This window comes from Pseudomonas sp. SIMBA_067 (assembly GCF_046534675.1).
In the GTDB taxonomy this organism is placed as follows: Bacteria; Pseudomonadota; Gammaproteobacteria; order Pseudomonadales; family Pseudomonadaceae; genus Aquipseudomonas; species Aquipseudomonas putida.
Genome location: NZ_JAWRYH010000007.1, coordinates 57,318 through 83,531, shown reverse-complemented (window position 1 = coordinate 83,531; position 26,214 = coordinate 57,318). Strand labels below are relative to the sequence as shown.

The window sequence follows — 26,214 nt, the reverse complement described above, 5'->3', positions numbered from 1 at the left end:
GGTGATGAGCGAGTTGTTTTCGCGCCGGGTGTTTCTCGGCAACAGCCTGGCCGTTGGCGGCGGCCTGCTGCTCGGCGGCGGGCTGCTCAGTGGCTGCGACAACGGCGCGCCGGCAGCCGCCAGTGCGGCGCTGCCGGGTACGCGGGTGCGCGGTGGGCGCTTGCGGGTGGGCATTATCGATGGCGACCAGGCCGGCAACCTTGATGCGCACAAGCCGGTGGGCGGCGGCATCATCCGTGGCTGGGCGCTTTACGCCAAGTTCTGGGAATGGAACGCCGACGTCAGCACGCGCCTGGCACTGGCCGAGTTCGCCGAGCCGAATGCCGACGCCAGCGCCTGGACCATTCGCCTCAAGCCTGGGCTGGAGTTTCACCACGGCAAAAGCATCACCGCCGACGACATGCTGTTCTCGATTCTGCGCCTGACCGACCCGCAGTTGGCCTCGCCATTCGCCGGGCTGGTCGGCGCTATCGATCGGCAGGCCCTGCGCAAACTGGACGAGCGCACTATTGAAATACGTTTCAAGCACGGGCAAAGCTTCTACCCGCTGGACGAAACGTTGATCAGCTTCGGCGGCATCGTGCCCACCGACTACCACCCGGTGACCAACCCGGTGGGCGCGGGGCCATACCGGCTGAAAAGTTTCATACCTGGGCAGCGCTCGCTCTACACCCGTTTTGAAAACTACTACAAGCCCAACCGCCCCTATGCCGATGAACTGGAAATCATCGAATTCAAGGACCAGGTGTCGCGGGCCGCAGCGCTGCGCGCCGGTCAGATCGACGTGGCCAGTGGTGTGCAGGCAGAGCACAGCGCGTTGCTCAAGGCCGACCCACGGCTGCGCCTGTATGCCTCACCGAGCACCTCGTTCACCGGCTTTAACCTGAACCTGGCCAAGGCGCCGTTCCAGGACGTACGGGTACGCCAGGCATTTCGCCTGCTGGCCGACCGCCAGGAACTGGTGGCACGCGGGCTCAATGGCTTTGGACGGGTGGCCAATGACCTGTATTCGCCCCACGACCCCACCTACAACCACGCCATTGCCCAGCGCCCGTACGACCTGGACCAGGCCCGCTCGCTGCTGCGCCAGGCGGGGCAGGACGATTTGCGTGTGGAACTGACCACCACGCCAGGGCCTGGCGTCAACGCCGCGCTGGTGTTTGCCCAGCAGGCCTTGAAGGCCGGGGTGCAGGTGAAGGTCAATCAAGTGGACGGCTCGGTCTTCAACGGCCCGCAACGCGAGCAATGGCAGCTGTCGCCGGGCTCGACCCCGGCGCGCGGCTTTCTTGCCTCGGCGCTGCACAACGATGCACCGCAGGCCATTTACAACCGCAGCAACTTCCACGACCCGCGCTTCACCGAACTGTTCCAGCAGGCCCTGGCCCAGCCCGACCTGGCACGGCGCACGGCCTTGGTTCACGAAGCCCAGGCCATCCAGCATGAACGTGGCGGGTTGCTTATCTGGGGCTTTTCCGACGTGCTCGATGCGGCGTCGGCCAAGGTTGGCGGGCTTGCCCCGGAACAGACCACTTTCGCATCCTGGCGCTTTGACGAACTCTGGTTGAACCCCAATGCCTGATCCTCGACACACGCCACGCACGCCGGCCTGGCTGGCCTGGTTCATCGGCCGCCTCGGTTACGGGCTGCTGACCGCCTGGGTGATCAGCCTGGTGGTGTTCATCGCCACCCAGGCGCTGCCTTCGGACCCGGCACGGGTGATCCTCGGCCCGGATGCGCCGCTGGAAAGCATCCTCACCCTGCAACGGCAACTGGGCCTCGACCAGCCGATCCTGGTGCAGTACCTGCGCTGGCTAGGCGCAGCATTACGCGGGGACCTGGGCATTTCGCTGGACTCACAGGTCCCGGTGGCGCAGCTGCTGTTCGGCCGGTTGGGCCATACCCTGGCCCTGCTGGTCGGGGTGTTGACGCTGGTGGGGCCGGTGGCCCTGCTGCTGGGGGTGAGCCTGGCCCTGCGGCGTGACAGCCGGCTGGACCGCTGGGGCCTGTCGACGCTGATACTGCTCAAGGCCACGCCGGGCTTTCTGCTGGCCATCGGCCTGGTGCTGCTGTTCTCCATGCCGGGCATGGGCTGGCTGCCGGCGGTGTCGATCCTCGACCCACAGTTGCCGCTGTGGCGGCAGTGGCCGTCGCTGGTGCTGCCGGTGCTGGCGCTGAGCCTGACGGCCCTGCCGTACCTGACGCGTATGGTACGGGCTTCGATGATCGAGGCGCTGGAGTCCGAGTATGTGATCGCCGCGCGCCTGCGGGGTGTCCCCGAGCGGCGCATCGTCTGGCGTCACACGTTGCCCAATGCCTTGACCCCGGCGATCCAGGGCGTGGCACTGACCCTGCGCACCCTGGTCGGCGGTGCGCTGCTGGCCGAGGTGATCTTCAGCTACCCGGGTATCGGCACTGCATTGAACGCGGCGATACAGATGCGCGACCTGCCGATGGTCCAAGGCGCGGTGCTGGTCATTACCCTGGCGGTGGTGTTGATCAACCTGCTGGCCGACCTGTTGACGGTATTGCTCACTCCCAAGCTGCGCACGGCGCGCCGGGTGCGGATGATCCGCCGTATCCGGCGCGGCATTCGGCCCTGGTGGCGACGCGTGCGCAGCACCCCTGCCCAGGAGGCGACCCATGATTGAATCCCGTTGGCTGGCCGACCCACAGGTGCGCCGTGGCGCCGTGATCACCTTGCTGGTGGCGCTGCTGGCCGCTTTCGGCCCCTGGCTGGCACCCCATGCTCCCACGGCGATGATCGGGCCGGTGTACGGCCCACCGGCTGACGGGGCACCGTTGGGGCACGACTTTCTGGGCCATGACCTGCTCTCGCGGTTGCTCAGCGGCGGCCTGTCGGTGCTGTGGATGTCGGTGGCAGCAGCCACCCTCGCATTGCTGGTTGGCGGCAGCCTGGGCCTGTTGGCCGGGTTCTCGCGCAGGCGCCTGGACCAGGCGATCAGCTGGGCGGCGGACGTATCGCTGGCGTTTCCGGACCTGATCCTGGTGCTGCTGATCGTGTCCATGCTCGGCCGTGCACCTTGGCTGATCGTGTTGACCGTGGCCATCGCCTTTACCCCGGGGGTGGTCCGTCTGGCCCGTGGCAGTGCCGTGGCGGTGGCCGGGCAGGAGTACGTCGAGGCGGCGCAGATGATGGGTTACCCGCGTTGGCGCATCCTCTTTCATGAAATCCTGCCGAACATCCTCACGCCCCTGCTGGTGCACTTCGGCAACATGCTGACCTGGGCGGTGGGCATGCTGTCCGGCTTGAGTTTTCTGGGCTACGGGGTGGCACCGCCAGCGGCCGACTGGGGCCTGATGATCAACGAAAACCAGGCCGGCCTGCTGGTGCAGCCGTGGGCCGTACTGGCACCTGCATTGCTGATCGGGGTGTTTGCCTATGGCACCAACATCCTGGCCGAAGGGATTGGCCGGGCGAGTGCCCGGATCGGGGAGAAGCAGCCATGAGCGCGCTGTTGGATGTGGCCAGTGAAGTGTTGCAAGTCAGCGACCTGCGGGTAGAGCTGGCCGGGCAGGTCGATGTGCTGGCCGAGGTGTCGTTCAGCGTTGCGGCAGGCGAAATTGTTGGCCTGGTGGGTGAGTCCGGCTCGGGCAAGACCACCCTGGCCACGGCGTTGCTGCGCCATGCCCGGCAGGGCGCGCGCATCGTTGGCGGGCGAGTGGTGGTGGCCGGGCAGTCGCTGCTCGAACTCGAAGGCGAGGCCTTGCGCCTGGCCCGTGGCGGGCTGGTCGGCTACGTGGCCCAGGACCCGGCCACGGCGCTGAACCCTGCGCTGCGCCTGCGGGCCTTGCTGCGTGAAACCTTGTTGGCGCACCAGCCTGCGCTGTCGCGTGAAGCGGTGCGCCAGCGCATCGGCCAAACCCTGCTGGATGTGGGGCTGCCCGATGACGACGCCTTCCTGCGGCGGTTCCCGCATCAACTGTCTGGCGGGCAGCAGCAGCGGGTGATGCTGGCGCTGGCGTTCGTCTTGCGGCCAAAGCTGATCGTACTCGACGAGCCCACCACGGCGCTGGACGTGACTACCCAGGCCCATGTGCTGCAGACCCTCAAGCGCCTGTGCCGTGACCAAGGTGTGGCGGCGCTGTACGTTACCCATGACCTGGCGGTGGTGCGTGACCTGGTCGACCGGGTGATGGTGATGTACGCCGGGCGCCTGGTGGAAGTGGCCGGGCGCGAAGGGTTGTTCCGCGCACCGCTGCATCCCTACACCCGCGCGTTGCTCGCGGCCATTCCCGACATCGGCCGGCGCCAGCCGTTACAGGCAATTGCCGGGCATGCGCCGGCACCAGGACAGCGCCCGGACGGCTGTGCATTTGCGCCGCGCTGCGGCAGGCGTCGTGCAGAGTGTTCAGTGATCGAGCCGTCTTTGCTGACGCATGACGGCGGGCATCGGGTGGCCTGCCTGGTGCCGCACCGAGAGCCGCTGCCCATGGGTGAGGTGGCTGTCGAGGCTGCTGCTGCGCCGGGCGAAGCGGTGTTACTGGAGGTCCGTGGGCTGGATGTAGCTTACGATCGCCAGGTGTTGTTCGATGTGTCTTTGCGGGTGGGCCAAGGTGAGTGCCTGGCGCTGGTGGGCGAGTCGGGTTCGGGCAAGACCAGCCTGGCCAGGGCCATTGCCGGGCTGGGCGAAAACGTTCAGGGGCAAATGAGCTACGCCGGCGAGCCTTTGGCGTTTGCCGCGCGCGAACGCGATGCCCGGCTGCGTCACCAGATCCAGTATGTGTTCCAGAACCCCTATCGGGCGTTGAACCCAAGGCAGACCATCGGGCAAACGCTCAGCGCGCCGTTGGCGCACTTTTTCGGGGTACGCGGCGGTGAAGCGCGCGAGCGGGTCGAGGCCGTGCTGGAGCGGGTGTCGCTACCGGCGCGTGTGGCCGACTTGTATCCGCATAGCTTGTCCGGTGGCGAGCGCCAGCGCGTGGCGATTGCCCGGGCGTTGATCTGCGAGCCGAAGCTGCTGGTGTGTGACGAGATCACTTCCGCGCTGGATGTGTCGGTGCAGGCATCGATACTGGCCTTGCTGCAGCGCCTGCAGGGGGAGGGGCTGACCTTGTTGTTCGTCACCCATGACCTTGGGGTGGTGCGGGCGATTGCCGACCGCGTGCTGGTGTTGCGCCAAGGGCGGGTGGTGGAGCAGGGTATTGCCGATCAGGTTCTGGGGCGACCGGTGGATGCTTATACCCGCACGCTGGTGGAGCATTCGCCGAGGTTGCGGGTTGGCCTCTAGGTGCTTGCCTTGGGGTATGCAGTGCCTGTGAGACCGAGCGCCGCCCGCGCGGCGCTTCGCAGCACAAGGCTGCTCCTACATTTGTTTCGGGCCAATTTCTCCTGTGAAGGTGGCGCGCGGCCCCTTTGCGTCCACCTCGATATGGTGCCGGACGAACAAGGCGGCCGCGCGCGTTGGTGCAGGCGTCACTGGCCCGAAACAGATGTAGGAGCAGCCTTGTGCTGCGAAGCGCCGCGCGGGCGGCGCTCGATCTCACAGGCGCCAAACAACCCAAGGCATGCACCCGGCAACCCAGATGCACCCCAAAGCCATACCCCCCACCTTCACCCCACAAGCCGGGCCTGGCGCCGCCGAACTTCCTCGCGCACCGCTGGAATCACCCAGCGCCCGTAATCCACCGTGTCATACAGCGGGTCATAGCCCCGGTTGAGAAACGTGGTCACCCCAAGGTCGACATAATCGAGCAGCGCCTGGGCCACGGTCTCCGGCGTGCCCACCAGCGCGGTGGTATCGCCATAGGCGCCCACCGCAGTCGCCGTCGGCATCCACAACGCCCGGTCATGCCGGTCGGCGCGGGCGGCAGCGGCCAACAGGCGTTCGGAGCCGGTGCCCTTGATGCGCTTCTGCCAAGGGCTGTCCGCTGCAAACTGTGGGTTGGCCTTGATCTGCGCGAGGATCTGTTCGGCACGCTGCCAGGCCTGCTCCTCGGTGGCACCCAGGATCAGCCGTACCGACAGGCTGACCCTCGGCGCCGCTACGCCTGCGGCGTTGGCGGCAGCCTTGAGTTTGCCGATTTGTTCGGCGACGCCGCTCAGCGGCTCACCCCACAGGGCATACAGATCCGCATGCTTGACGGCGATCTGGTAGGCGATGTCGGACGAGCCTCCGAAGGAAATCGGGATATGCGGCTGCTGCAGCGGCTTCACCGGTGAAAAGGCGCCCTTGATATTGAAGTAGCGGCCCTCGAAGTCGAACGGATCCTCGGCCGTCCAGGTGCGACGGACAATCTCCAGGTATTCGTCGGCACGCCGGTAGCGCTCGGTCTTGTCCAGCAGCGTGTCCCCCTCTTGCGGCTCGGCGGTGATACCGGTGATCGCATGCAGGCGGATGCGCCCGCCGCCGGTGGTGTGGTCGAGGGTGGCGAATGCCCGTGCGGCCACCGTGGGCGCGGTCAGGGCCGGGCGGTGGGCAATCATGAAACCCAGGCGTTCGGTGTGCGCGGCAGCATAGGCGGCTATCTGCAGGCTGTCGGCGCTACCAGGGCCGCTGGCGATCAGCACCCGGTCGAACCCGGCATGCTCATGGGCGCGGGCGTGGTGACGGATGAACGGCAGGTCGAAGTCCGGTGTGCGTACGCCACGGGTCTCGGACCACTGGCGGGGGAAGATCATGCCGACAAATTCGATGGACATGGCTGAGACCTTTCAGGTTGAGGGTGATCAGAACTGGTAATCGACCTGGGCCAGCAGCGTGCGGCCCGGCATCGGTTGCAGGAAGGTGTTGGTGGAGCCAGCCAGGCCGCTGACGAAATTCAGCTCGTCGGTAACGTTGAGCATGCGCACCGTCACGCCCCACTGCGGCTGGCGGTAGTACACGGCAAGGTCGAGGTTGTATTCGTCCGGCACTTTCACCGTCTTGCTCAGGTTCAGGTACCAACTGCTGGTCCACCAGCCGGAAAGCTCGACGCCAAACCCTGAGTCGAAGCGGTAGTCGACATACCCGCCGGCGTTGTATTCGGGGATCTGCACCGCATCGAACTTGCCGGACGGGCGCTGGTTGAGGCTGTTGTTGTCGCCGAATACGGTGCCGTTGTCGGGGATAAAGCCGGCCGAGGCGAACCCGGCCTGGCTGGTGAACTCGTTGTAGGCGCTGATGCGGCTGAGGTTGAGGCCGCCGCGCAGGTGCTGGTCCTGGTAGCGCAGGGTCGCTTCCCAGCCTTTGACGATCAGCCGGGCGATGTTGTTGTTGCTGTCCGGCGACTGGTCGCGGGCCTGCTTGTAGGCAGCCAGGGTGAAAAACAGCTGGTCGGGCACAGCCTCCACCTTCAACCCGACCTCATGCAACACGCTCAGGCTCTCGAAGGCGAGCGGGTTGAGCTGGTTGGCCCCCGTGCCGCTGCCCCAGCCCAGGCCGTTGGTGAAGAAACCGGTATTCACCGCCAGCGAGCGGTCGAACGTGTAATACAGCGTGCTGTTTTCAGTAGGTTTGAAATAGGGGCTGACCTGCACCGAGAACAGCCGGTAGTTGTCCGAGTCCTTGCGCGGGTTGCCGCCGGGCAGCACGAAGGGGTTTTCGATGCGCGCGTCGATCCAGCTGCGGCTGGCACCCACGTTCAGGCCCACGCGCTCGCCCAGGCGCAGGTTGTGCTGGCTGAACAGGGTTTTGGTGGTCCAGGTGCTGTCGGCGGTGTAGGGCGCCACCGATTCGGCATACAGGCCATGCCCTGCCGGGTACATGGCGGGCAGGTTGAGCCAGCCGTAGTAGCTGGAAAGCTGCGGCATACCGGGTTGGCCGATCCAGGCAGCGTTGCCACCGGCGGGGTTGCGGCTGCTCAGGCCGAGCAGGTCGCCGGGGTTCTTTAAGGTAGGGTCGAGGGTCAGGTCATAGGCGTTGATGGTGCTGCCGAAGCTGTTGTTGGCGGCGATCGACTCGTTGCGCTCGCGGCGATAGATCAGCCCGGTGTTGCTGTCGTCGATCAGGGTCAGGTCGCCCAGCTGAAATTGGCCACGGCCGCGGAACTCGAAGCGGTTGTCGAAAATGTCGTCCTTGCCCTGCACCTGGAACGCCCCGACGGCATCGGTGGTGTCGGTGGAGTGCTGGTAGAAGGTGCTGTTGGCCACGGTGATCGACGGGGTCAGGTCGCCTTCGACGCGCAGTTGCGTGGTAAAGCGCCGCGAACGGTTTTCGTCCTGCGCGCGCTGGCCGGTTTGTGACGATAACGAGGTCAGGCCGTTGCCCGCCAGCGACGGGTCATAGACCCAGCCACGCAGGCTGCCGGGGTTGGCCTGGGTGTTGGGCGACGCGCCCTGGAAGCTGCCGTTGACCACCGGGTACTGGCCCTGGGCATTGCGCTGGCGCTGCACCCAGCCGAGCACCTGGGCGTCGGCTGCACCGGACGACAGCACCGGTGACCACAAGGTGTTGCCGTTCTGGATGATTGGGGTGGCGCGGCCGGCGTAGTACTTGCCGTGGTCTACCAGGTCCTGGGTGGCGCGGTTCCAGCCGTGGGTGATGTTGTAGTCGTAGTAGTCATCGTAGGCGGCGTTCCAGTCGACCCGAAGGTTGTCGTTGCGCCAGGCGAGGGCACCGTAGAAGGCGTCGAAGTTGTTCTCGACGTTGTCGTAGAAGTCTTCCTGGCGCTGGCGGGTGATGCTCACCCGGTAAGCCAGGTTGTCCGTCAGCGGGCCGGTGTTGTCGATGCTGAATTTGGTGGCATCGCGTGATTCACCATCGGGGATCCAGCTGCCGATTTCGCCGCTGAGCCTGGTGCGGAAACGGTTGAAATCGGGCTTCTTGCTCAGGTAGTTGACGTAGCCGCCACTGCCGCTGACCGAGCCGTAGGTCACCGACGAAGGCCCGGCGACGATGTCGGCGCCTTCGTAGGCGTTGAAGTTGGCCGGGTGGCGCACCCCGTAGGCGCGCTGGCCATCCTGGAACACCTCGGTATTCTGCCCGCGCATCTGCGGGGCGATGCCGGCGTTCTGGCCACCGCCGCGGGTGATGCCGGGGGCGTACTTGACCAGGTCGTCGGAGCTGCGGATCGGGTCGTTGGCCAGTTGCCCGGCGTTGATCTGGGTGACCGAGCGCGGGGTGTCCAGCACCTTGGCTTCCAGGCCGCCGTAGATCGAGGCTGGCGGGCGGCTGGGCAGGGCGTCGTCATCGGGCTGTTCGGCCTGCACGGTGACGGTTTGCAGCTGGGTGTCTTCGGCGTGGGCCAGCGGCGCGCTGGCGGCCAGAATGGCCAGCGCCAGTGCGCTGGGCTGGAATTTGGGGGGCAGCAAGGTAACGCGTGGCATTGGCTGGGCCTCGTTCAATAGCAGGAATGTGGGAGAAACGAGGGCGCAGCCGCGCCTGCGGTTGGTTTGTTTTGTGTGTTGTTTGTCCCGGCCCTATCGCCGGGACAGGCGGTAGAGGGCCTGCAGGTCAACTTCTGAGCCACAGGCTCTCGAACCGCCATGTACTGAACAGCGACTGCTCCGCCTGTGCACCACCCACACGTGTGCTGACACTGTCGAGCAGGTCGGCAAAGCCCCAGATCAGCATGCCGCCGCGCTCGTACTGAATGCGTTGCGCGCGGTGCACCAGCGCCTTGCGTTGTTCCAGGTCCGGCTGGGCCATGGCAGCGAGGAAGGCCTCACTGAATTCGGGGTCGTGGAAGTGGGTCTTGTTGGCTACTGCGAACGGCGCGTCGGTGTGGATGGCACTGGCCAGGTACGGGGCACCGATGCTGCCGCCGGTGCTCAAGGTCCAGTCGTCGCGCTGCGGGCCCTGGAAGGTGGCCAGGTCGACCTGGCGCACGTTGACGGTTACGCCGATACGTCGGGCCTGCTCGGCCAATACCAGGGCCGACGCCAGCCCCGGCCCTGGTGTGGTCACCAGGTCCACCTGCAACTGTTCATGGCCGGCTTCGCGCAGCAACTGCGCTGCCCGCAGCGGGTCGTAGGGGCGCGGGCCGATGCTGTGGTCGAAGGTGGGGTCGAACGGTGCATACAGGTCGTTGGCTACCCGGCCCTGGCCATTCAGCGCACGGCGCACCAGTTCTTCGCGGTCGGCCAGCAGGCGGAATGCCTCCCGCACGCGCGGGTCGTCGAACGGCGCCTTGGCGGTGTTCATGTCGAACGACAGCCAGTTGCCGCTCACCGACTTCAGCAGGCGCAGCCGTGGGTCGGCCTGCAGCACCTGCAGGTGCTCTGTGGACATGACGTTGGCCATGTCGATCTGCCCGGCACGCAACGCCGCCAGGCGGCCGGTCTGGTCTTTGAAATCGATGACCTCCAGTTCATCGGCATAGGGCTTGCCAGGTTTGTAGTAGTTGTCGAAGCGGGTGAACAGTGAGCGCTGGCCCGGGGTGAAGCTTTTCAGCTTGTACGGCCCGGCACCGACCGGGTTGGTGACCGGGTGGTAATCCACCGGCACGATGCCGCCGAAGTTGACCCAGGTTTCCGGCAGCGGCAGGTAGCTGCGCCCTTCGCGAAAGCCCAGGCGCACGGTGCGGTCGTCCAGCTTGACCAGGTTGTCGCGGTCCACCCAGTGCAGCAGCGCCGCATAGGGCGAGGCCAGCTGCGGGTCGGTGAGGCGGCGGATGGAGAAGATCAAGTCATCGGCGTCGATGGTCTTGCCGTGGTGGAATTCCAGCCCAGGTTTCAGCCGCAAGGTCCAGCTGCTGGCGTCGGCATTGGGCTCGGCGAACTCGGCCAGGGCCAGGCGCGGCTGCATCTGCTCGTCCCATTCCCACAGTTTGCTGTACAGGGCAAAGCCCCGCACGATGCCGCTGCCAATGGGCTTGTGGGCGTCGAGGTTGCCGCTCTGGTTGCCGTCGATGATGCCCAGGCGCAGGCGCCCGCCATGGCGGGGCTGGTCGGCAGCAGCATGGGGCGGGCTGTCGGCCTGGCCGCAGCCAGCCAGCAGCCCGCCCGCCAGCACGCCGGCGTGGCCGAGGAAGCCGCGCCGGCTCAGTGGGTAACCGTCCTTGGCCATGGCGTCAGGCCCCGTTGCTGGCGTGCAGTTGCACGGGTTCGGCTAGCGGGCGGGCAAGGGCTGCGCGCTGCGCACGGAAGTGCGGCAGGATGTGCTCGCCGATGCGGTAGGCCTCTTCCAGGTGCGGGTAGCCGGCGAGGAAGAACAGATCGACACCGATGCCGTGATACTCGCGGATACGCGCCACCACGTTGCTGTAGCTGCCCACCAGTGCGCAGCCCGGCGGGATGCCGATGTAACCGAAACCGGTCCACACATTGGGGTGGATGAAGAAGTCGTCGAAGGCCTGCTGCTCGTCCTGGTCGCTGTAGCCGTGCTCGTAGCTCAGCTTGCGCGCCGTGCGCAGGCCCGCGTGAGCGGCGCGGGCCTTGACCGTGCCTTTGGCCACGCCTTCGTCGAAGAAGCGCTTGGCCTCGGCCAGCGCGGCTGCTTCGGTCTCGCGTGCGATCACGTCGATGGACAGGCCAAAGCGAATGTCGGTACGGCCCCACTTCAGCGCACGGGCGCGGATGTCGGCGATCAGCGCGGCGATCTCGTCCGGGTGCTCGGCGCGCATCAGGTAGAAATCGGCGTGCTTGGCGGCGAACTCGCGCGCTGCCACTGACGAGCCAGCGGTGCAGATCAGCGGCAGCTCGGCCTTTTTCAGCGGGCCGCGCAGGCCTCCGCCTTCAGCGCGGTAGTAGGTGCCTTCGTAGTGGAACTGCTCGTTGTGCCAATAACCGCGCACCACGTCCATGAATTCGGTGGCACGGGCGTAGCGTTGGTCATGCTCTTCAAAGTCGCCGACCTGGCGCTGAAGGGCATCGGAGCCGCCGTTGATGATGTTCCACACCAGGCGGTTGCCGGTGGCGCGCTGGTAGGTCGCGGCCTGTTGCACAGCCACCCACGGGGTGTAGTGATAGGGCTGGAACGCGGTGACGAATTTCAGCGTGCGGGTTTCCCGGGCCAGCAGCGAGCACACCGTCCATGGCTCTTCGCCGGTGGGGGCGTTGACCATCAGCGCGCCGCCAAAGCCGTTTATTTCTGCGGCCCGGGCGATTTGACCGAGGTAGTCGATATAGGTGAAGTGATCACCCACGGCAAACCCCGACACCGCGCCGGTGCTGGCCCCGCCCGCATGCCAGTCGCCGCGGTTGCGTGGGTCGCCGGGGAGGAACTGGGTTTCGCCATGCAAGGGCAGGCGGGTGAAGAATTCGATGCTCATGGGCTGGCCTCCTTACTGGACGCTTGGGCTGCAATTGGGGGTAACTGGCTGGCCGCTGATGACCTGGCGGGCGAAGGGGATCGAGTCCTTCAGCGAGGCATTCACCGTTTCGCTGTGGCCCAGGCCCTTGTACAAGTGGCCCTGCACCACCGAGCCGGCCTTGCAGGCGTCCTGCATCAGCGCCACCTGGGTGGCGGCGGCGGGGGTCTTGTCCTCGGCGCCGGTGCCGATGAAGATCGGCTGGGCCAGTTTCAGGGTCGGGTACGACACCTGCGCCAGCCATGGCTTGAGCTGGTCGCCCTTATAGTCTTTCTTGGCGTTGGCCGGGGTCAGGCCTGTGCCCACCACGTCGCTGACCAAGGCTGACAGGCAGCTGGTGCGCGCCTGTTCGAACAGCGGCAAGGCCTTGTCGGTGTAGAAGTCGCGCGGGTCGATGCTTGGGTCGTACTGCTGCGCTGCCAGCAGGGTGTAGAAGCCATAGGCCAGGGCCGGGTCGACCTTGTCCTGGTCCTGTTCACCGACATTCTTCGAGCCCACGGTGTAGATCACCCCCGTGCCGATACTGCCCTTGACGCCCAGCTTGGGCGCGTAGGTCGCCGCATAGGCACCCGCGGCAAAGGCCCCCGCGCCACCTTGCGACTGGCCTATGATCAGCACTTTGTCTGCCAGCCCTGGCACACCGGCTACCACAGCCTTGGCAGCATCGAGAATGCCGTAGGCCGCCATGCGGTTGTTCAGCAGCGGGTGGCCGCCCGGTACACCGAGGCCTTGGTAGTCGGTGGCGACGATGGCGTAGCCTTCATCGAGCCAGCGGTTGAGGTATTGCACGTCGCGGTAGCTGCGGCCAGCCCAGGACGGCGCGCAGATATCTGCCACGCCGACGGTGCCGTGGCCCCAGCTGGCGACCGGCCAGCCGCCCGCAGGTGCCTTGCCTTTGGGTATGAACAATGCGCCGGAAACCACGATCGGGGTCTTGCCGTCGATGCCATCCAGCGAGGTGTAGAGAATGCGTTGCGCGCTGGCCGCATTGGGCAGGCTAAGCGCCTGGTCCAACGGCTCGCTGCGCAGCAGTTTCCCGGGAGTGGCGGGGATGGCCTTGCTCCAGGTGTAGAAGGCCGACACACGGCCATCGCCCTGCTGCGGGTCGGGTTTGGGCGCGTAGGTTTCGGCGGCCATGGCACCGACGGACAGGGCCAGGGCGCTGAGGCCGAAGACGAGCGAAGCAGGCAGTTTCATGGGTAAGGCTCTCAAGGTTGTTGGCTGATCTGGGCGTCGAGGGACGGCCAGTAGTGGGTCAGTTGCAGGTCGATCAGCGCCTGGCGGGTAAAGCCCGTGGCCAGGTCGCTGGTGATGTCGTAGGGCGTTCGGATCAGCCGGTTGGCAAGGGCGTACTGGCCCAGGGCGTCGTAGTGGGCCTTGAGCTGGGCATCGCTTTTCGGCGCCCAGCGTGCCTTCCACGCGACCGGGTCGTCCTGATCGTCCCGGCGCAGCACGCTTTCGCTCACACCGGCACGCGAAGACAACCCGTAGTAGGCGTCGCGGTTCTGCTCTTGGGAGATCCACCAAGCCGCGCGCACCCAGGCGGTGGCCACCAGTTGCGTCAGGTCGGCGTGCTGCTGCACGAAGCGGTCAGTGCCCCACAGGTCCGACACCAGCCGCCAGTCGTTGGCGCCTTGCTTGGTCGACCAGAGGATGCGCGCCACGCCTTTGTCTTCCAGGGCATAGGCTTCGTTGAGCAGCACGGCGGCGTCGACCTTGCCGGCGGACACCGCAGCGGCGCCTACTTGCGGGTTGAGGTTGGCGATCTTGAAATCACTGAGTGCCAGGCCCTGGCTTTGCAGGAAATTGCTGAAGGCGAACTCCCACGGGCGGCCGCGGTGCAAGGCCAGGCGCTTGCCTTTGAGGTCCTGGATGCTGCGCACCGTCGAGTTGCTCGGTACAACCAGGTAGATGTTGTTGCCGCTGCCACCCGGTACCACCAGCTTGCCCGGCACCTGGCCGGCACCAGCGATGACCGAAGGCAGGTCGCCGCGTACGGCAAAGTCCAGGCTGTCGTTGCTGAAGCCTTCGTTGATTTGCGGCCCGGCGCCGGCATGGGGCAGGGCGGTCCATTGCAGTTTCACGCCGCGGGCGGCCAGTTGCTGTTCCAGCCAGCCTTCTTCGATCACCCGCCCGGGGATACCGCCGAACACCGGCGCACCGCCCTGGGTGAAGGCGACGATGGCGATGCGCACCGCCGCCGGTGGCTCGGCTGCCAGCGCAGCCAGGCTAAGGAACAGGCCGCCCAGCAGGGCGAGGGCATTACGCCAGGGATTGTTCATGTGCAGCTCCAGGCAAAGGTTCTACAGGCCAGGAGCGAAATGCATGCCAGCATGCCTTGAAGTGGCTGAAGCCCCCTATTTACAAGGGCTCCCGCCATGAATACGTTGGTGTGCGAGGAAAGGTCTGCTGATCGACGGGCAGGGAGTGCTGACGGGTTGCTGCTGTGGCAGCAATGGGTTGCTGAAAATTTCAATATTCTTAATTCGAATATCTAAATATTAATTAATAATTTTTTGATCTAATTTGTTTCATGCACTATGGGCCGGCGCGTCAACTGCCAGGAATGCCCCAATGTCGCTGATCACCCACCCCAATGCCCGCGAGCTGACCAAGTCGGTACGTGCCACCGTGCTCGTGTTCAAGGACCCGCGCTCCCAGGAGCTGCTCAGCCGCATCGAGCGCCTGGCGCCCAGTGAGGCCAACACCCTGATCATCGGCGAAACCGGCACCGGCAAGGAGCTGGTTGCCCGTCATATCCACCACCTCAGCCGCCGTGGGCGTGAGCCATTCGTGGCGGTGAACTGCGGTGCCTTTGCCGAAACCCTCGTGGAGAGCGAGCTGTTCGGCCACGAGAAAGGCGCGTTTACAGGCGCCACCAGCAACAAGGCCGGCTGGTTCGAAGCGGCCAATGGCGGCACGTTGTTCCTTGATGAAATCGGCGACCTGCCGCTGAACATGCAGGTGAAGTTGCTGCGGGTGCTGCAGGAGCGGGAAGTGGTGCGCCTGGGCTCACGTACGCCGATCCCGATCAACGTGCGGCTGGTGGCGGCGACCAACGTCAACCTGGCCGATGCGGTGGTGGCGGGGCATTTTCGAGAGGACCTGTTCTACCGCCTGCATGTGGCGACGATTCGCTTGCCGCCGCTGCGTGAACGGCCGGGGGATATCCTGCCGCTGGCGGAGTTTTTCATCGAGGAGCATTGCCGACGCCTGGGTTACGAGCGTGCTGCGTTGAGCCCGGATGCCGAACGCAAATTGTTGGCGCATAGCTGGCCGGGCAACATCCGCGAGCTAGAAAATGCCATTCACCATGCGTTGCTGGTGTGCCGGTATCAGGTGGTGGCGCCGGCGGACCTGCACCTGGTCGATATGCGGCCACAGGTGTCGGCGCCGGTGGCGCATGCGTATCTGCCGGCAGCGAGCGCGGCACCGCCTGACCTGGAAAGCGCGTTGCTGGCGTTGTTCGAGCAGAATGTGCCGAATTTGTATGAGCATATCGAGGAGACGGTGTTCAGGGCGGCGTATCGGTACTGCCACGGTAACCAGTTGCAGACAGGGCGGTTGCTGAACATCAGCCGCAACATCGTGCGGGCGCGGCTGGAGAAGATCGGCGAACTGACAAAAGCGTAATGGGCGCGGCCCACCCCTGTAGGAGCAGCCTTGTGCTGCGAAGAGGCCGGTACGGATCATACTGTTATGTGATCTTTACCGGCCTTTTCGCAGCACAAGGCTGCTCCTACCGGGCCTGTGTTTGCCTTGAAATACAGGTCAGGTGGAACCGCGTAGCCAGCAGCCGAGGTTTATTTGATGAAGCGCACCTGGCTGTTGATCTTCTCGATCACTGCCCCTTTACGCTCGTTGAAGCGGGCCTTGTTCTGCTCGAACAGGTTGTTGCCTTTGGTATCGATGGAGATGATCAGCGGCCCGAACTCGCGAACACGGTTCACCCAAAGGGTCTCCGGCATGCCCAGGTCCTGCCACTCCGCACGCTCGATCTCTTCCACCTGGGTTGCTGCCAGCACTGCGCAACCGCCCGGGAACACCGCATGCACCGCCTTGTTTTCCAGGCAGCCGGTGGTGGTTTCCGGCCCCATGCCACCTTTGCCGACAATCAGCTTCACACCGGTCTGCTCGATGAACTGCTTCTCGAACTTTTCCATGCGCATGCTGGTGGTCGGGCCAATGGAAACCATCTCGAAGCTGCCATCATCCTTCTTCCTGACGATGGGGCCTGCATGGAAAATCGCACCGCCACGCAGGTCAACCGGCAGTTCGCGGCCCAATTCGATGAGGCGCCGGTGTGCCACGTCACGGCAGGTCACCAGTTGGCCGGTGAGGTAGACGACGTCACCGACGTTGAGGTTGGCCAGGTCTTCGTCGCTGATCGGTGTGCTCAGGATCTTTTTCACAGTACTACCCCTTCGTGCGAGAGGATGTCGTAGGTCAGGTCGGCGTTGATGCGGATCTTGCCGCGGCGGTGCGCCCAGCAACCGGTGGACACTGCCACGCCGATGGTGGAGGGGTGGCGGGCCGAGGACTCGATGTTCACGCCCATTACGCTGCTGTTGCCGGTGAGCCCCTGCGGGCCGATGCCGATTTCGTTCAGCCCGTCCTCCAGCAGCTTTTCCATCATTGCTGCGCTTTCGTTGGGGTGGCTGGAGTCCACCTCGCGCAGGATGGCCTTCTTCGACAGGCGTGCTGCTGTCTCTACCGAGGTCGAAACCCCGACCCCCACCAGCAACGGCGGGCAGGCGTTGACCCCGCGAGAGGTGATCACATCGAAAACGAACTCGGTCACCCCTTCATAGCCTTGCCCCGGCATCAGCACCTTGGCCGAACCTGGCAAGGTGCAGCCGCCACCGGCCATGTACACATCGACGATGGCGTAGTCGGCATCGGGGATGATTTCCCAGTCCAGCCACGGGATTTTCGAGCCGGTGTTGGTGCCGGTGTTCTTCTCGATGAAGGTTTCCACCGCGTTGTGGCGCAACGGCCCCTGGATGGTGGCTTCCTTGGTGGCGTTTTCGAGGATGCTTTCCATTTCACCCAGCAGCGGGAAGCGCGCCCCAGCCGAGACGAAGTACTGGATCACGCCGGTATCCTGGCAGCTGGGCCGGTTGAGCTTGTCGGCGTACTCCTGGTTGTCGGCCATCGAGTCGTACACGGCGATGGCCAGCGGGTTGGTTTCGGCGGCGCGTAACTTGGCGGTCTTTTCCTTCACGTCTTTGGGCAGGCGTTTGCCGATATAGGCGGTGAACTTGGCCATCACGTCGGTAAGCGATGACACGGCGGTTTCTTTGTCCATGATTATTTCCTCACTGCATCACAAGGCGGGTTCTTTTTGCTGTTATCGAAAGGTCAGGGTGTGGGCGTGCCGGCCTCCAGTTGTGCAAGGGCAGGGCGGGTATCGGTGGGTTGTGGTTCTGCCGGTAGCTGGCCGTCCAGGGCCTGGGCCATGCGTTGCTTGTCCAGTGCACCGACCCAGTTGGCGATAGCCACGGTGCCGACGGCATTGCCGATGGTGTTGGTGATGGCGCGGGCCTCGGACATGAAGCGGTCCACGCCCAGCAGCAGCACCATGCCGGCCACCGGGATGTTGTCCATGGTCGCCAGGGTTGCGGCCAGGGTGATGAAGCCCGAACCGGTCACCCCTGCGGAGCCCTTGGAGGTGAGCAGCAGCACGCCGAGCACGAGCAGTTGGTCCATCAGGGTCAACGGGGTGTTGGTGGCCTGGGCGATGAAGATGGCGGCCATGGTGTAGTAGATGCACTGGCCATCCGGGTTGAAGGTAAGGCCCGAGGGGATCACCAGGCCCACCACCGGTTTGGACACGCCGACCTTTTCCAGCTTGTTCATCAGTTGTGGCACCACCGATTCGGACGAGCTGGTGCCCAGCACCGTGAACAGCTCTTCCTTCAGGTACTTGAGGAACTTCCACAAGTTGAAGCCGGACAACCTGGCAATGGTGCCCAGCACGATCACCACGAACAGGAAGCAGGTCAGGTACATGGTTGCCATCAGCTTGCCCAACGACACGATGGAGCCCAGGCCGTATTTGCCGACGGTGAAGGCCATGGCGCCGCAGGCTGCCAGCGGGGCTACACGCATGATCATGCCGACGATGAAGAACATGCCGTGGGAGAACGCCTCCAGCACATCCACCATGGGCTTGCCACGAGGGCCCAGGTGCGAGAGGGCGATGCCGAACAGGGTGCTGAACAGCAGGATCGGCAGGATCTCGTTCTTGGCGAAGGCGTCGGTCACGCTGCCGGGTATCACATGCAGCATGAAGTCGATGAAGCCGCCGCTGTTCCCGGCTGCGGCAGCGGTGTAGGTCGAGATGCTCTTGGCGTCGAGGGTGGCAGGGTCGACGTTCATGCCTTGGCCGGGCTGTACGATGTTGACTACTACCAACCCCAGTACCAGGGCAAAGGTGGAGAGCACTTCGAAGTAGATCAGCGCACGCACACCCACGCGGCCGAGTTCCTTCATGTTTTCCATCTTGGCGATGCCCAGCACCACCGTGGCGAAGATGATGGGGGCGAAGACCATCTTGATCAGTTTGATGAAGGCGTCGCCGATGGGCTTCAAGTCTGCGCCCACCTGTGGCCAGAACACCCCGATCAGCACCCCGAGGGTTACGCCGATCAATACCTGTACATAAAGCTTGCCGAACAATCGCTTGGCCATTGCCGTCTCCGAATTATTGTTGTGAGTCGGATTTATCTGGCGGCCGGGCTGATCGTGGGGTGCAGGTCACACCTGGCCTTGGCGGCCGAAAAGCCCAGCTTCTTTGTGGTTAATCACGCAGGGCAAAAGGTAATGGTTTTTCAAAAATGCTGTAATACAATGAAATTCAACTCATTGTTTCCCTCAGGTTAATTATGAATCCGGTATCGGAGCTGGCGTTCTTCACCCAGCTGATCAGGGTGGGCAGCCTGGCGGGTACTGCGCGCGAACTGAACCTGACGCCGCCTGCAGTCTCCAAGCGCCTGGCGCAGCTGGAACAGCGCCTGGGTGTGCGTTTGCTTAACCGCACAACACGCAGCATCAGCCTTACCGCCGAGGGCGAGACCTACCTGGTGAATGCCCGGCGGATACTGGGTGAGATCGAGGAAATGGAGCGCCAGGTTTCCAGCAGCCGTGCCGAGCCCAAGGGCCTGCTACGGGTCAATGCACCGCTGGGTTTTGGTCGTACGCATGTGGGGCCGGCAGTGTCGTCGTTTGCCAGGCGCTACCCCGAGGTGGAGGTGCAGTTGCACCTCACCGACCGCCCAATCGCCCTGCCGAACGACGCTATCGATGTGGCCATCCGCTTTGGTGAGCTGCCTGATTCGCGTCTGATCGCCCGCAAGATCGCTGCCAACCGCCGCCGGTTGTGCGCGGCGCCCGCTTACCTGGAGGCCCACGGCACCCCAGAAGCGCCAAAAGACCTGGCCAGCCACAACTGCATCGTGTTGCGCCAGAACGATGCCGCGTTCGGCATCTGGCGGCTCAGCCGTGGCAAGCAGAGCGAGTCGGTGAAAGTGCGCGGCAGCCTGAGCACAAACGATGGCGAGGTCGCCCTGAACTGGGCCCTCGATGGGCAGGGCATCCTGATGCGGGCCGAGTGGAACCTGGCTGACCACCTGCGCAGTGGGCGGCTGGTGGAAGTGCTGGGTGATTACCACACCCCGCCTGCGGATATCTATGCGGTGTACCTGGAGCGCCTGAACCTGTCGGCCAAGGTGTCGTGTTTTGTCGAGCACTTGAGAACGTTCTTTTGCCAGGGAGAAACCTTGGCAGCGTGGAACTGAGCCGGGTTACCCATTCGTACCGTCGACTCAGTATTCTTGGGCCTTGCTGAAAAACTTGGTTTCCCATACTGCCAAGAAATGCTCGTACAGCTTGATTAAATCAAATACGATGCTTAAACGACTACACCGCCAAAACGAACAAATTTCCCGTTTCTAATCCTTGCCTCTGGATGCGGCCAGTTCTCTCGAATAGTTTTAGGAGAAAAGTTTGAATTCACAGCTTCACGCGGCAGGACCCCCATTAATTGGCCGGTCCCAGCTTTGTCAATTACGGTGATTTGATGATAGAAAACGGGCGAATTTGGCTTATCTTTAACGTGTTTTATCAAGCCTTGACGTGGTTCTTGGTTAAACGCAATGGCAAAATTTGCCTCTGACGCCTGGTATACAGAGGCTTTCAATGATCTGGAGGTTCCGGCGAGACTGAGTGCATCTTGGCTAGACAATTGCCCGATTATTTTACGCTGAACATGCCATGGCATATGGTCGAGTTTAGGTAGTGGCTTTTGTCCGACATCGCTCTGCATGTGCCCTTTGCCAGTGGAACTGGATCTCGACGATAATCGCAGTTTCGCGGCCGCATTACCTGCCCACTGGGTAAGAGTATTTATAAATTCCGTAAATTTTGAGTGGCCCGTTGGGTCGCTATAGTTAATGGGATCACCTAGGCAATACGCATATAAATTTAACCCCCCATTACCAAACGGACTCCAACTGTCAGGACTGTTGAAACGCATCAATACCGGATTAAACGCTCGGTATCCATTACCCAATACGTAATGCCCGGTTACCGGGTCTGGACATTCTCCATTGAAGCCCAGCATGCTCAGTAAGTCGCCTTCCGCTGTTCGGTGGCCATAAGGTGTGTACACAAGGGTATGAAGCTGCATTGCGTCGAGTACATTTAACCCCGAGCGTTGCTGATCGGTAGCGAGCAAGGTCGATTTAATCCCATCGCCCTGGCTCTGATGCTCGGCCAACAGTTGATCGTCGTGCTGGAAGATCGAACGCGTCAGCAAGCCTTGTACCTCGGTGGCCAGGCGGCTTTTCTGGTAAAAGCGTTGAATGTTCGCCTGCTTCGATGGCCTACACGCTGTCAGACGATCCGGTGCGTCATTACGGTAGAAGGAAAGTACGGTATCCGGGTTCGTCGGCATGGGTTGGGCTCCCTGAAAGCTCCCTGTACTTGACTATTATCCTTGCCCAGTTGTCCCACGCTGTCTACCTAGCAGAACTGCTAGGCATCTGTACGATGCGCTTCATCGAGCGCATGGGGATGATGGGTTGCCCGGCTAGCGCCTCGGCGTCCTAGCCCTTGTCGGTAAGCAACCACTTACAGCGTTTACGCGGGCGACCACGCTGGTCGATGGAAAGCTGACGTCGTCAAGCAGTGGATGGCCGTAGCTGATGTCAGTGGCTTGCGAAATCCGGTCAGACTCGGGTTAAATGAGAGTCATTACTAAAGACGCCCTGATCGGTTCTACCATGTCCTGTGCTGACCCTTCCCTGCAAAAAGCCGTGCACACGCTCTACGAGGACCATCATTCCTGGCTGTGCGGATGGCTGCGCAGCAAGCTCGGGTGCATGGAGCATGCGGCCGACCTGGCCCAGGACACGTTCATACGGGTGCTGACCCTGCGCAAGGCCGCGGAGCTGCAACAGCCACGGGCTTATCTGAGCAGCGTGGCCCGCAGCCTGATGATCGACATGTTCCGGCGCCGTGCCGTGGAGCAGGCCTACCTGGAAACCCTCGCGGCACGGCCCGAGCAGGTAGAGGTTTCGCCCGAGGCGCGCCTGCTGATTATCGAGACCCTGCTGGAAATCGATCGGCTACTCGATGGCCTGGGCACGCGCCCCCGCGAGATCTTCCTGATGGCCCAGCTCGATGGCCTGAGCTATGTGGAAATCGCGCGGCGCCTGGATGTTTCGCTCACTACCGTCAAAAAGCATGCAGTGCGGGCGCTGACCCATTGCCTGATGCTGGCCGAGGCGTGAACGATGGCGGGGGCTGAACCGTTGGACCGCAATACCCTGGAGGCTGCCGCACGCTGGTATGTCGAGCTGCGCTGCCAAGCGGATGACAGCACGCGAGCGGCGCATCAGCGCTGGTTGTTGAGTGACCCGCGACACCTGCAGGCCTGGGAGCGCCTGGCACGCTTGCAGGGCAAGCTGGCGCAGGTCACACCCGGTATTGCACGGCCGACGTTAAGCAGTGCCAGGGCCAAGCGGCGTGAGGTGCTCAAGGTGTTGTCGCTGTTGTTGGTCACGGGCGCGACAGGCGGTGTGGTGTTGCGTGATGGCGGCGTTGCGCGGTTGATGGCCGACGTGCGTACAGGCGTTGGCGAGCAGCGTTCGTTGCGGCTGGACGATGGCAGCCAGTTGCAATTGAACACCGACACTGCTGTTGATATTCGCTACGACGGCCAGTGGCGCGCACTTGAGTTGCTGAAAGGGGAGATCCTGGTGCAGACCGCATCGGATGCATTATCCCGCCCGTTCATCGTGCATACCGGCCAGGGGAGTGTCCGCGCACTGGGTACGCGTTTTATCGTGCGCTGCGACGCCGACGTTACGCGGGTGTGCGTGCTGCAGCATGCGGTGCAAGTGCGCAGTGCACAGAGCATGGCGGCTGTGCGGGTAGAGGCCGGGCAACAGTTGCAATTCAGCACCGAAAAGATGGGCAACGTGACACCGCTAGCGGTGATGGCAGACGCCTGGTCCCGCGAGATGTTGATCGTGGATGACTGGCGCCTCGCCGATGTGGTGAGCGAGCTGCAGCGGTATCGGCCCGGGTACCTGGGCTGCGATGAGGCCGTGGGCGGGTTGCGACTGTCCGGGGCCTTTCACTTGGGCGACATCGATATTGTCCTGCAAAACCTGACCACCACGCTGCCTGTGCGCATTCGTCGCTTCAGCCGCTACTGGACGCGCGTCGAGGCTGCCTGAAGCCTGATGCCGGCGATGGGCCGCAACGCGGCCCCAAAATGCTTGATTGAGTGTCATGGCCTGAAGGCTGGCGATTTTTTTTCCTGGGGGGTTATCGATTGTCGTTCTCGTTCGACTTGTAGGTAGACGCGCACCAAGCGCAATGAAAAAACTGCCGCAGGGCGAAAGGAAACCGCATGCTCGCTGTCAACGATTGCAACCGCATCCTCTTGATCAACTCGACCAAAACCAGACTGGCGCGTGCAGTGCATCGCGCATTGTTCAGTGTGGCGCTGGCCGCGCCATTGGCAACGGTGATGGTCGCCAGCCCTGCGGTTGCGCAAAGCCAGGCTGAAGCTTCGTTTGATATCGCCGCCGGCCCGCTGGCCACGACGCTTACCCAATTTGCTTCGGCAGCGGGGGTAACGGTGTCCTTTGAACCGTCTTCGGTGCAGGCGCTGAAGTCGCCCGGCCTGCATGGCCGCTACAGCCCCGATGCCGGCCTGCGCCAGTTGCTGGCGGGTAACCGGTTGCAGGTATTGAAGCAGGCCAATGGCAGCTACTCGCTGCTGCCCATGGTCGGTGACGATTCGACCCTGCAGCTTGATACCACCAGCGTGACCGGCGCGGCCGTGGAGTCCGCCTATGGGCCGGTGAATGGCTACGTTGCCAGCCGCAGTGCCACCGGCACCAAGACTGACACGCCCATCCTGGAGATCCCCCAGGCCATCAACGTGGTCACCGCCGACCAAGTGCAAGCCCAGGGCGCGCGCAACCTGACCCAGGCGCTGCGCTACACCCCGGGCCTGGCTACCGGCGGCTTTACCGATCGCAACAGCATTGCCGACGAAATCACCAGCCGCGGGTTTGCCCCGACCCCGCTCTACCTGGACGGCGCGTACCTGCCGTATGCCGGTAGCCTTGGGGGCGCACCTCAGATCGACCCCTACACGCTGGAGCGTATCGAAGTGCTCAAAGGCCCTTCTTCGGTGCTGTACGGGCAAAACCAGCCGGGCGGGCTGATCAACATGGTCTCCAAGCGCCCCACCCGCGAGCAGCGTAGCCAGGTGAAACTTGGCGCTGGCAGCTACAACAGGGTCAACGGTGCCTTCGATACCAGCGGCCCGCTGGACGAGCAGAAGGCGTTTACCTATCGCCTGGTCGGCGTTGCTGACAAAGGCAACGAGATGGTCGCTCACTCGCACAGCGAGCGCTTGTTGCTGGCGCCGAGCCTGACCTGGGCGCCAAACGAAGACACGTCCCTGACGCTGCTCGCACAAATCCAGCGTGATGATGGCCTGCCCGATTATCAGACGTTGCCGATGATCGGCTCGCTCAAGCGTGGCCCGACAGGCCAGCATATCGACCGGGACTTCTTTTCAGGGGACTCGCGGTACAACGATTACAAGCGCAACCAGTATATTTTTGGCTATGACTTCAGCCACCGTTTCAACGAAGACCTGGCCTGGCGCTCAACGGCGCGATACACCGATGTGCGCGACCGCTACAAGGGCTTCTACCTGCGCAGCTTTGTGACGGATGGCGATGTGGTCGACTACACCCGCGCCAACCGGGTCAAGCTTGACTGGCGCCAGCACAACATCGCCTACACCATCGATAACAACCTGGAGTACACCTTTGACACGGGCGCACTGCGGCACACTTTGCTGGCCGGCGCGGACTACCGTCACTTCTCGCGCAAGTACGATGGTTACAACGCCTACAACGTGTTGCCGGTCGACCTGTATGGCAAGAACAACTACCCCACCAGCAATGTAACGCCGGTGCTGGATACCCGTTGGGACAACACCCTGCGCCAGACGGGGCTGTACGTGCAGGACCAGATCAAGCTGGACAACTGGATCCTGACGGTAGGCGGACGCCAGGACTGGGCGGAAGTCGACAACAAGGACCTGCTGGCGCACAGCATTGCCTCCCAACGCGACACCAAGTTCACCGGGCGCATCGGCCTGACCTATGTCACCGAGTTTGGCCTGGCGCCGTATGTCAGCTATTCCCAGTCGTTCTTGCCAACCGTGGGCACGGCAGCGCCCGAGCGCGGCGGCAAGGCGTTCGAGCCAAGCGAAGGCGAGCAATACGAGGTGGGGCTGAAGTACCAGCCAGTCGACGGCACCTTGTTCACGGCTTCGGTGTTCCAGGTGAAACAGAAGAACATGCTGACGGGTGATACCGAGTACCCGCAGTACCAGGCGCAAAATGGCGAGGTGCGCTCGCGTGGGGTGGAGCTAGAACTCAAATCCAGCATCGAGCATGTCGATGTACTGGCCGCTGCCACCTACATCGACTCGTTCTATACCAAGAGCACCTATGGCGACCAGGGCAACCGCAACGAGGCGCAGGCCCCGGTGTCTGCCACATTGTGGGTGGATTACCACTTCACCCAGGCCACTCTCAATGGCCTGACGTTTGGCGCCGGCGCACGTTACACCGGCCGCAAACAGGGTAACTCGGCCAATACCTTCGAAGTACCGGCTTATGCCGTGTATGACGCCACCGTCAGCTACGACCTTGCCAAGCTCGACCCAAGCCTGCGCGGCCTGCAGGCCAGCGTGAATGTGCAAAACATCTTCGATCGCGAGTACGTATCCGACTGCAACTATGCGTTTGGCTGCTATTACGGACAGGAGCGGGTTGCGTCGGTAGAGATGACCTACGACTGGTGATCAAGCCCCCGCGCCACGCGGTATACTCCGCGCCATTTTGCCAATGGCGGGAGAACGCTATGCGCCAGGTTTTGCTCATCGTCGATGTCCAGTCCACCTTCAGCCCGCCCGAGTGGCTGGTCGATGGCTTGCGGCGGTTGTCAGCGAACATTCCTACCATTGCCTCGGTCGAGTTGCACGACGAACAGGTCACGCCGTTCGAGCGGCAGCTCGGCTGGCACCCGGCGGCCGAGGACGAAAGCCTGGTCGAGGCCGACCAGGTGTTCATCAAGCATGGCTACGGGCAGAGCGCCGAAGCCATCGCGTACATCAGGCAACTGGGTGTGGAGCGGGTGCTGGTGTGTGGGCTGCAGACCGAAACCTGTGTGCTGGCCGCTGGCTTTGCCCTGTTCGATGCGGGGCTGACGCCCACCCTGGTGACGGACATGACGGTAGGGTCTTCGCTGGACCGGTCGGCCAAGCTGGGTATCGAATTGTGGCAGCATCACTTCCGCCAGGTCACGACCTCGGCTGAAGTGCTGGCCGAACTGGCGGGGCAACGCTAGGCAATATTGTCACTTTGCCATCATGCAGTGCCAATGCGTATCATTGTTGATTGCATTCCGCTGATCGAGAAG

At 63.5% G+C, this 26,214-nt stretch carries 20 protein-coding genes and 1 pseudogene; 10 read left to right on the top strand and 11 right to left on the bottom strand.

Going from position 1 to position 26,214, the window contains the following annotated elements; genetic code table 11:
- Positions 1-4: 4 nt before the first annotated feature.
- Genes SB765_RS16730 through SB765_RS16715 form a run of 4 tightly spaced genes read left to right on the top strand, consistent with a single transcriptional unit; the run spans position 5 to position 5,249 of the window.
- Positions 5-1,579: an ABC transporter substrate-binding protein gene (locus tag SB765_RS16730; protein ID WP_410931627.1), complete on the top strand. Its 1,575-nt coding sequence runs from the start codon at positions 5-7 to the stop codon at positions 1,577-1,579.
- Entirely contained in the window at positions 1,572-2,648 is a 1,077-nt protein-coding gene (locus SB765_RS16725) for an ABC transporter permease (protein WP_410931626.1), read from the top strand. The genes SB765_RS16730 and SB765_RS16725 overlap by 8 nt, the downstream gene beginning before the upstream one ends.
- Entirely contained in the window at positions 2,641-3,468 is an 828-nt protein-coding gene (locus SB765_RS16720) for an ABC transporter permease (protein ID WP_341798276.1), read from the top strand. The genes SB765_RS16725 and SB765_RS16720 overlap by 8 nt, the downstream gene beginning before the upstream one ends.
- Positions 3,465-5,249, top strand: coding sequence for a dipeptide ABC transporter ATP-binding protein (locus SB765_RS16715; RefSeq protein ID WP_410931625.1), 1,785 nt, complete (start codon positions 3,465-3,467; stop codon positions 5,247-5,249). Before SB765_RS16720 ends, SB765_RS16715 begins: the two co-directional genes overlap by 4 nt.
- A gap of 323 nt (positions 5,250-5,572) precedes the next feature.
- On the opposite strand, the gene SB765_RS16710 is transcribed toward SB765_RS16715, so the two are convergent.
- The 6 genes from SB765_RS16710 to SB765_RS16685 form a co-directional block, all read right to left on the bottom strand.
- Positions 5,573-6,661, bottom strand: coding sequence for an LLM class flavin-dependent oxidoreductase (locus tag SB765_RS16710; protein WP_410931624.1), 1,089 nt, complete (start codon positions 6,659-6,661; stop codon positions 5,573-5,575).
- A 27-nt stretch (positions 6,662-6,688) separates the two neighbouring features.
- A complete protein-coding gene (locus tag SB765_RS16705; RefSeq protein WP_410931623.1) occupies positions 6,689-9,265 on the bottom strand; it encodes a TonB-dependent receptor in 2,577 nt (858 codons plus the stop codon).
- A 127-nt stretch (positions 9,266-9,392) separates the two neighbouring features.
- Entirely contained in the window at positions 9,393-10,946 is a 1,554-nt protein-coding gene (locus SB765_RS16700; protein WP_410931622.1) for an ABC transporter substrate-binding protein, read from the bottom strand.
- Between the two features lie 4 nt (positions 10,947-10,950).
- Positions 10,951-12,150, bottom strand: a complete 1,200-nt coding sequence (locus SB765_RS16695) for an LLM class flavin-dependent oxidoreductase (protein ID WP_341798280.1) — start codon at positions 12,148-12,150, stop codon at positions 10,951-10,953.
- Between the two features lie 12 nt (positions 12,151-12,162).
- A complete protein-coding gene (locus SB765_RS16690; protein WP_174371186.1) occupies positions 12,163-13,386 on the bottom strand; it encodes a lipase family protein in 1,224 nt (407 codons plus the stop codon).
- Positions 13,387-13,397: 11 nt separating this feature from the next.
- On the bottom strand, positions 13,398-14,471 hold the full coding sequence (locus SB765_RS16685) for an ABC transporter substrate-binding protein (protein ID WP_410931621.1): 1,074 nt from the start codon (positions 14,469-14,471) through the stop codon (positions 13,398-13,400).
- A gap of 292 nt (positions 14,472-14,763) precedes the next feature.
- Here SB765_RS16685 and SB765_RS16680 point away from each other — a divergent pair, with 292 nt between their 5' ends.
- Positions 14,764-15,822, top strand: a complete 1,059-nt coding sequence (locus tag SB765_RS16680) for a sigma-54 interaction domain-containing protein (RefSeq protein ID WP_341798282.1) — start codon at positions 14,764-14,766, stop codon at positions 15,820-15,822.
- A 170-nt stretch (positions 15,823-15,992) separates the two neighbouring features.
- Here SB765_RS16680 and ttdB read toward each other — a convergent pair whose 3' ends face one another.
- Genes ttdB through SB765_RS16665 form a run of 3 tightly spaced genes read right to left on the bottom strand, consistent with a single transcriptional unit; the run spans position 15,993 to position 18,882 of the window.
- Positions 15,993-16,601 carry a L(+)-tartrate dehydratase subunit beta gene (gene ttdB / locus SB765_RS16675; protein ID WP_003259286.1) on the bottom strand — a complete coding sequence of 203 codons (609 nt, stop codon included), beginning with the start codon at positions 16,599-16,601 and terminating at the stop codon, positions 15,993-15,995.
- Complete coding sequence (ttdA, locus tag SB765_RS16670; RefSeq protein WP_016500367.1) at positions 16,598-17,497, bottom strand: L(+)-tartrate dehydratase subunit alpha; 900 nt, start codon at positions 17,495-17,497, stop codon at positions 16,598-16,600. Before ttdA ends, ttdB begins: the two co-directional genes overlap by 4 nt.
- 53 nt (positions 17,498-17,550) lie before the next feature.
- Positions 17,551-18,882, bottom strand: a complete 1,332-nt coding sequence (locus SB765_RS16665; protein ID WP_016500366.1) for a dicarboxylate/amino acid:cation symporter — start codon at positions 18,880-18,882, stop codon at positions 17,551-17,553.
- 194 nt (positions 18,883-19,076) lie between these two features.
- Between SB765_RS16665 and SB765_RS16660 the strand changes: the two genes are divergently transcribed.
- Positions 19,077-19,988: a LysR substrate-binding domain-containing protein gene (locus tag SB765_RS16660; RefSeq protein ID WP_341798283.1), complete on the top strand. Its 912-nt coding sequence runs from the start codon at positions 19,077-19,079 to the stop codon at positions 19,986-19,988.
- A gap of 113 nt (positions 19,989-20,101) precedes the next feature.
- On the opposite strand, the gene SB765_RS16655 is transcribed toward SB765_RS16660, so the two are convergent.
- Both SB765_RS16655 and SB765_RS16650 read right to left on the bottom strand, forming a co-directional pair.
- On the bottom strand, positions 20,102-21,145 hold the full coding sequence (locus SB765_RS16655; protein ID WP_341798284.1) for an RHS repeat-associated core domain-containing protein: 1,044 nt from the start codon (positions 21,143-21,145) through the stop codon (positions 20,102-20,104).
- Between the two features lie 154 nt (positions 21,146-21,299).
- Positions 21,300-21,406 (bottom strand): annotated as a pseudogene (locus tag SB765_RS16650) (IS5/IS1182 family transposase); the annotation flags it as partial.
- 67 nt (positions 21,407-21,473) lie between these two features.
- Here SB765_RS16650 and SB765_RS16645 point away from each other — a divergent pair.
- The 4 genes from SB765_RS16645 to SB765_RS16630 all read left to right on the top strand — a co-directional run bounded on the left by SB765_RS16645 (position 21,474) and on the right by SB765_RS16630 (position 26,142).
- Positions 21,474-21,983, top strand: coding sequence for a sigma-70 family RNA polymerase sigma factor (locus tag SB765_RS16645; RefSeq protein WP_410931700.1), 510 nt, complete (start codon positions 21,474-21,476; stop codon positions 21,981-21,983).
- A gap of 3 nt (positions 21,984-21,986) precedes the next feature.
- On the top strand, positions 21,987-22,934 hold the full coding sequence (locus SB765_RS16640) for a FecR domain-containing protein (protein WP_341798285.1): 948 nt from the start codon (positions 21,987-21,989) through the stop codon (positions 22,932-22,934).
- A gap of 176 nt (positions 22,935-23,110) precedes the next feature.
- Positions 23,111-25,597: a TonB-dependent siderophore receptor gene (locus SB765_RS16635; RefSeq protein ID WP_410931620.1), complete on the top strand. Its 2,487-nt coding sequence runs from the start codon at positions 23,111-23,113 to the stop codon at positions 25,595-25,597.
- A 59-nt stretch (positions 25,598-25,656) separates the two neighbouring features.
- Positions 25,657-26,142 (top strand): isochorismatase family protein, encoded by a 486-nt coding sequence (locus tag SB765_RS16630; RefSeq protein ID WP_410931619.1) that lies wholly within the window; start codon positions 25,657-25,659, stop codon positions 26,140-26,142.
- Positions 26,143-26,214 lie beyond the last annotated feature (72 nt).

Excerpts from the sequence above, each read along its gene's own strand:
- SB765_RS16700 (WP_410931622.1), bottom strand. The coding sequence starts at position 10,946 with ATGGCCAAGGACGGTTACCCACTGAGCCGGCGCGGCTTCCTCGGCCAC.
- SB765_RS16660 (WP_341798283.1), top strand. The coding sequence starts at position 19,077 with ATGAATCCGGTATCGGAGCTGGCGTTCTTCACCCAGCTGATCAGGGTG.
- SB765_RS16720 (WP_341798276.1), top strand. The coding sequence starts at position 2,641 with ATGATTGAATCCCGTTGGCTGGCCGACCCACAGGTGCGCCGTGGCGCC.
- ttdA (WP_016500367.1), bottom strand. The coding sequence starts at position 17,497 with ATGGACAAAGAAACCGCCGTGTCATCGCTTACCGACGTGATGGCCAAG.
- SB765_RS16715 (WP_410931625.1), top strand. The coding sequence starts at position 3,465 with ATGAGCGCGCTGTTGGATGTGGCCAGTGAAGTGTTGCAAGTCAGCGAC.
- SB765_RS16680 (WP_341798282.1), top strand. The coding sequence starts at position 14,764 with ATGTCGCTGATCACCCACCCCAATGCCCGCGAGCTGACCAAGTCGGTA.
- SB765_RS16730 (WP_410931627.1), top strand. The coding sequence starts at position 5 with ATGAGCGAGTTGTTTTCGCGCCGGGTGTTTCTCGGCAACAGCCTGGCC.
- SB765_RS16685 (WP_410931621.1), bottom strand. The coding sequence starts at position 14,471 with ATGAACAATCCCTGGCGTAATGCCCTCGCCCTGCTGGGCGGCCTGTTC.
- SB765_RS16640 (WP_341798285.1), top strand. The coding sequence starts at position 21,987 with ATGGCGGGGGCTGAACCGTTGGACCGCAATACCCTGGAGGCTGCCGCA.
- SB765_RS16690 (WP_174371186.1), bottom strand. The coding sequence starts at position 13,386 with ATGAAACTGCCTGCTTCGCTCGTCTTCGGCCTCAGCGCCCTGGCCCTG.
- SB765_RS16705 (WP_410931623.1), bottom strand. The coding sequence starts at position 9,265 with ATGCCACGCGTTACCTTGCTGCCCCCCAAATTCCAGCCCAGCGCACTG.
- SB765_RS16655 (WP_341798284.1), bottom strand. The coding sequence starts at position 21,145 with ATGCCGACGAACCCGGATACCGTACTTTCCTTCTACCGTAATGACGCA.
- SB765_RS16710 (WP_410931624.1), bottom strand. The coding sequence starts at position 6,661 with ATGTCCATCGAATTTGTCGGCATGATCTTCCCCCGCCAGTGGTCCGAG.
- SB765_RS16630 (WP_410931619.1), top strand. The coding sequence starts at position 25,657 with ATGCGCCAGGTTTTGCTCATCGTCGATGTCCAGTCCACCTTCAGCCCG.
- SB765_RS16725 (WP_410931626.1), top strand. The coding sequence starts at position 1,572 with ATGCCTGATCCTCGACACACGCCACGCACGCCGGCCTGGCTGGCCTGG.
- SB765_RS16645 (WP_410931700.1), top strand. The coding sequence starts at position 21,474 with ATGTCCTGTGCTGACCCTTCCCTGCAAAAAGCCGTGCACACGCTCTAC.
- SB765_RS16665 (WP_016500366.1), bottom strand. The coding sequence starts at position 18,882 with ATGGCCAAGCGATTGTTCGGCAAGCTTTATGTACAGGTATTGATCGGC.
- SB765_RS16635 (WP_410931620.1), top strand. The coding sequence starts at position 23,111 with ATGCTCGCTGTCAACGATTGCAACCGCATCCTCTTGATCAACTCGACC.
- SB765_RS16695 (WP_341798280.1), bottom strand. The coding sequence starts at position 12,150 with ATGAGCATCGAATTCTTCACCCGCCTGCCCTTGCATGGCGAAACCCAG.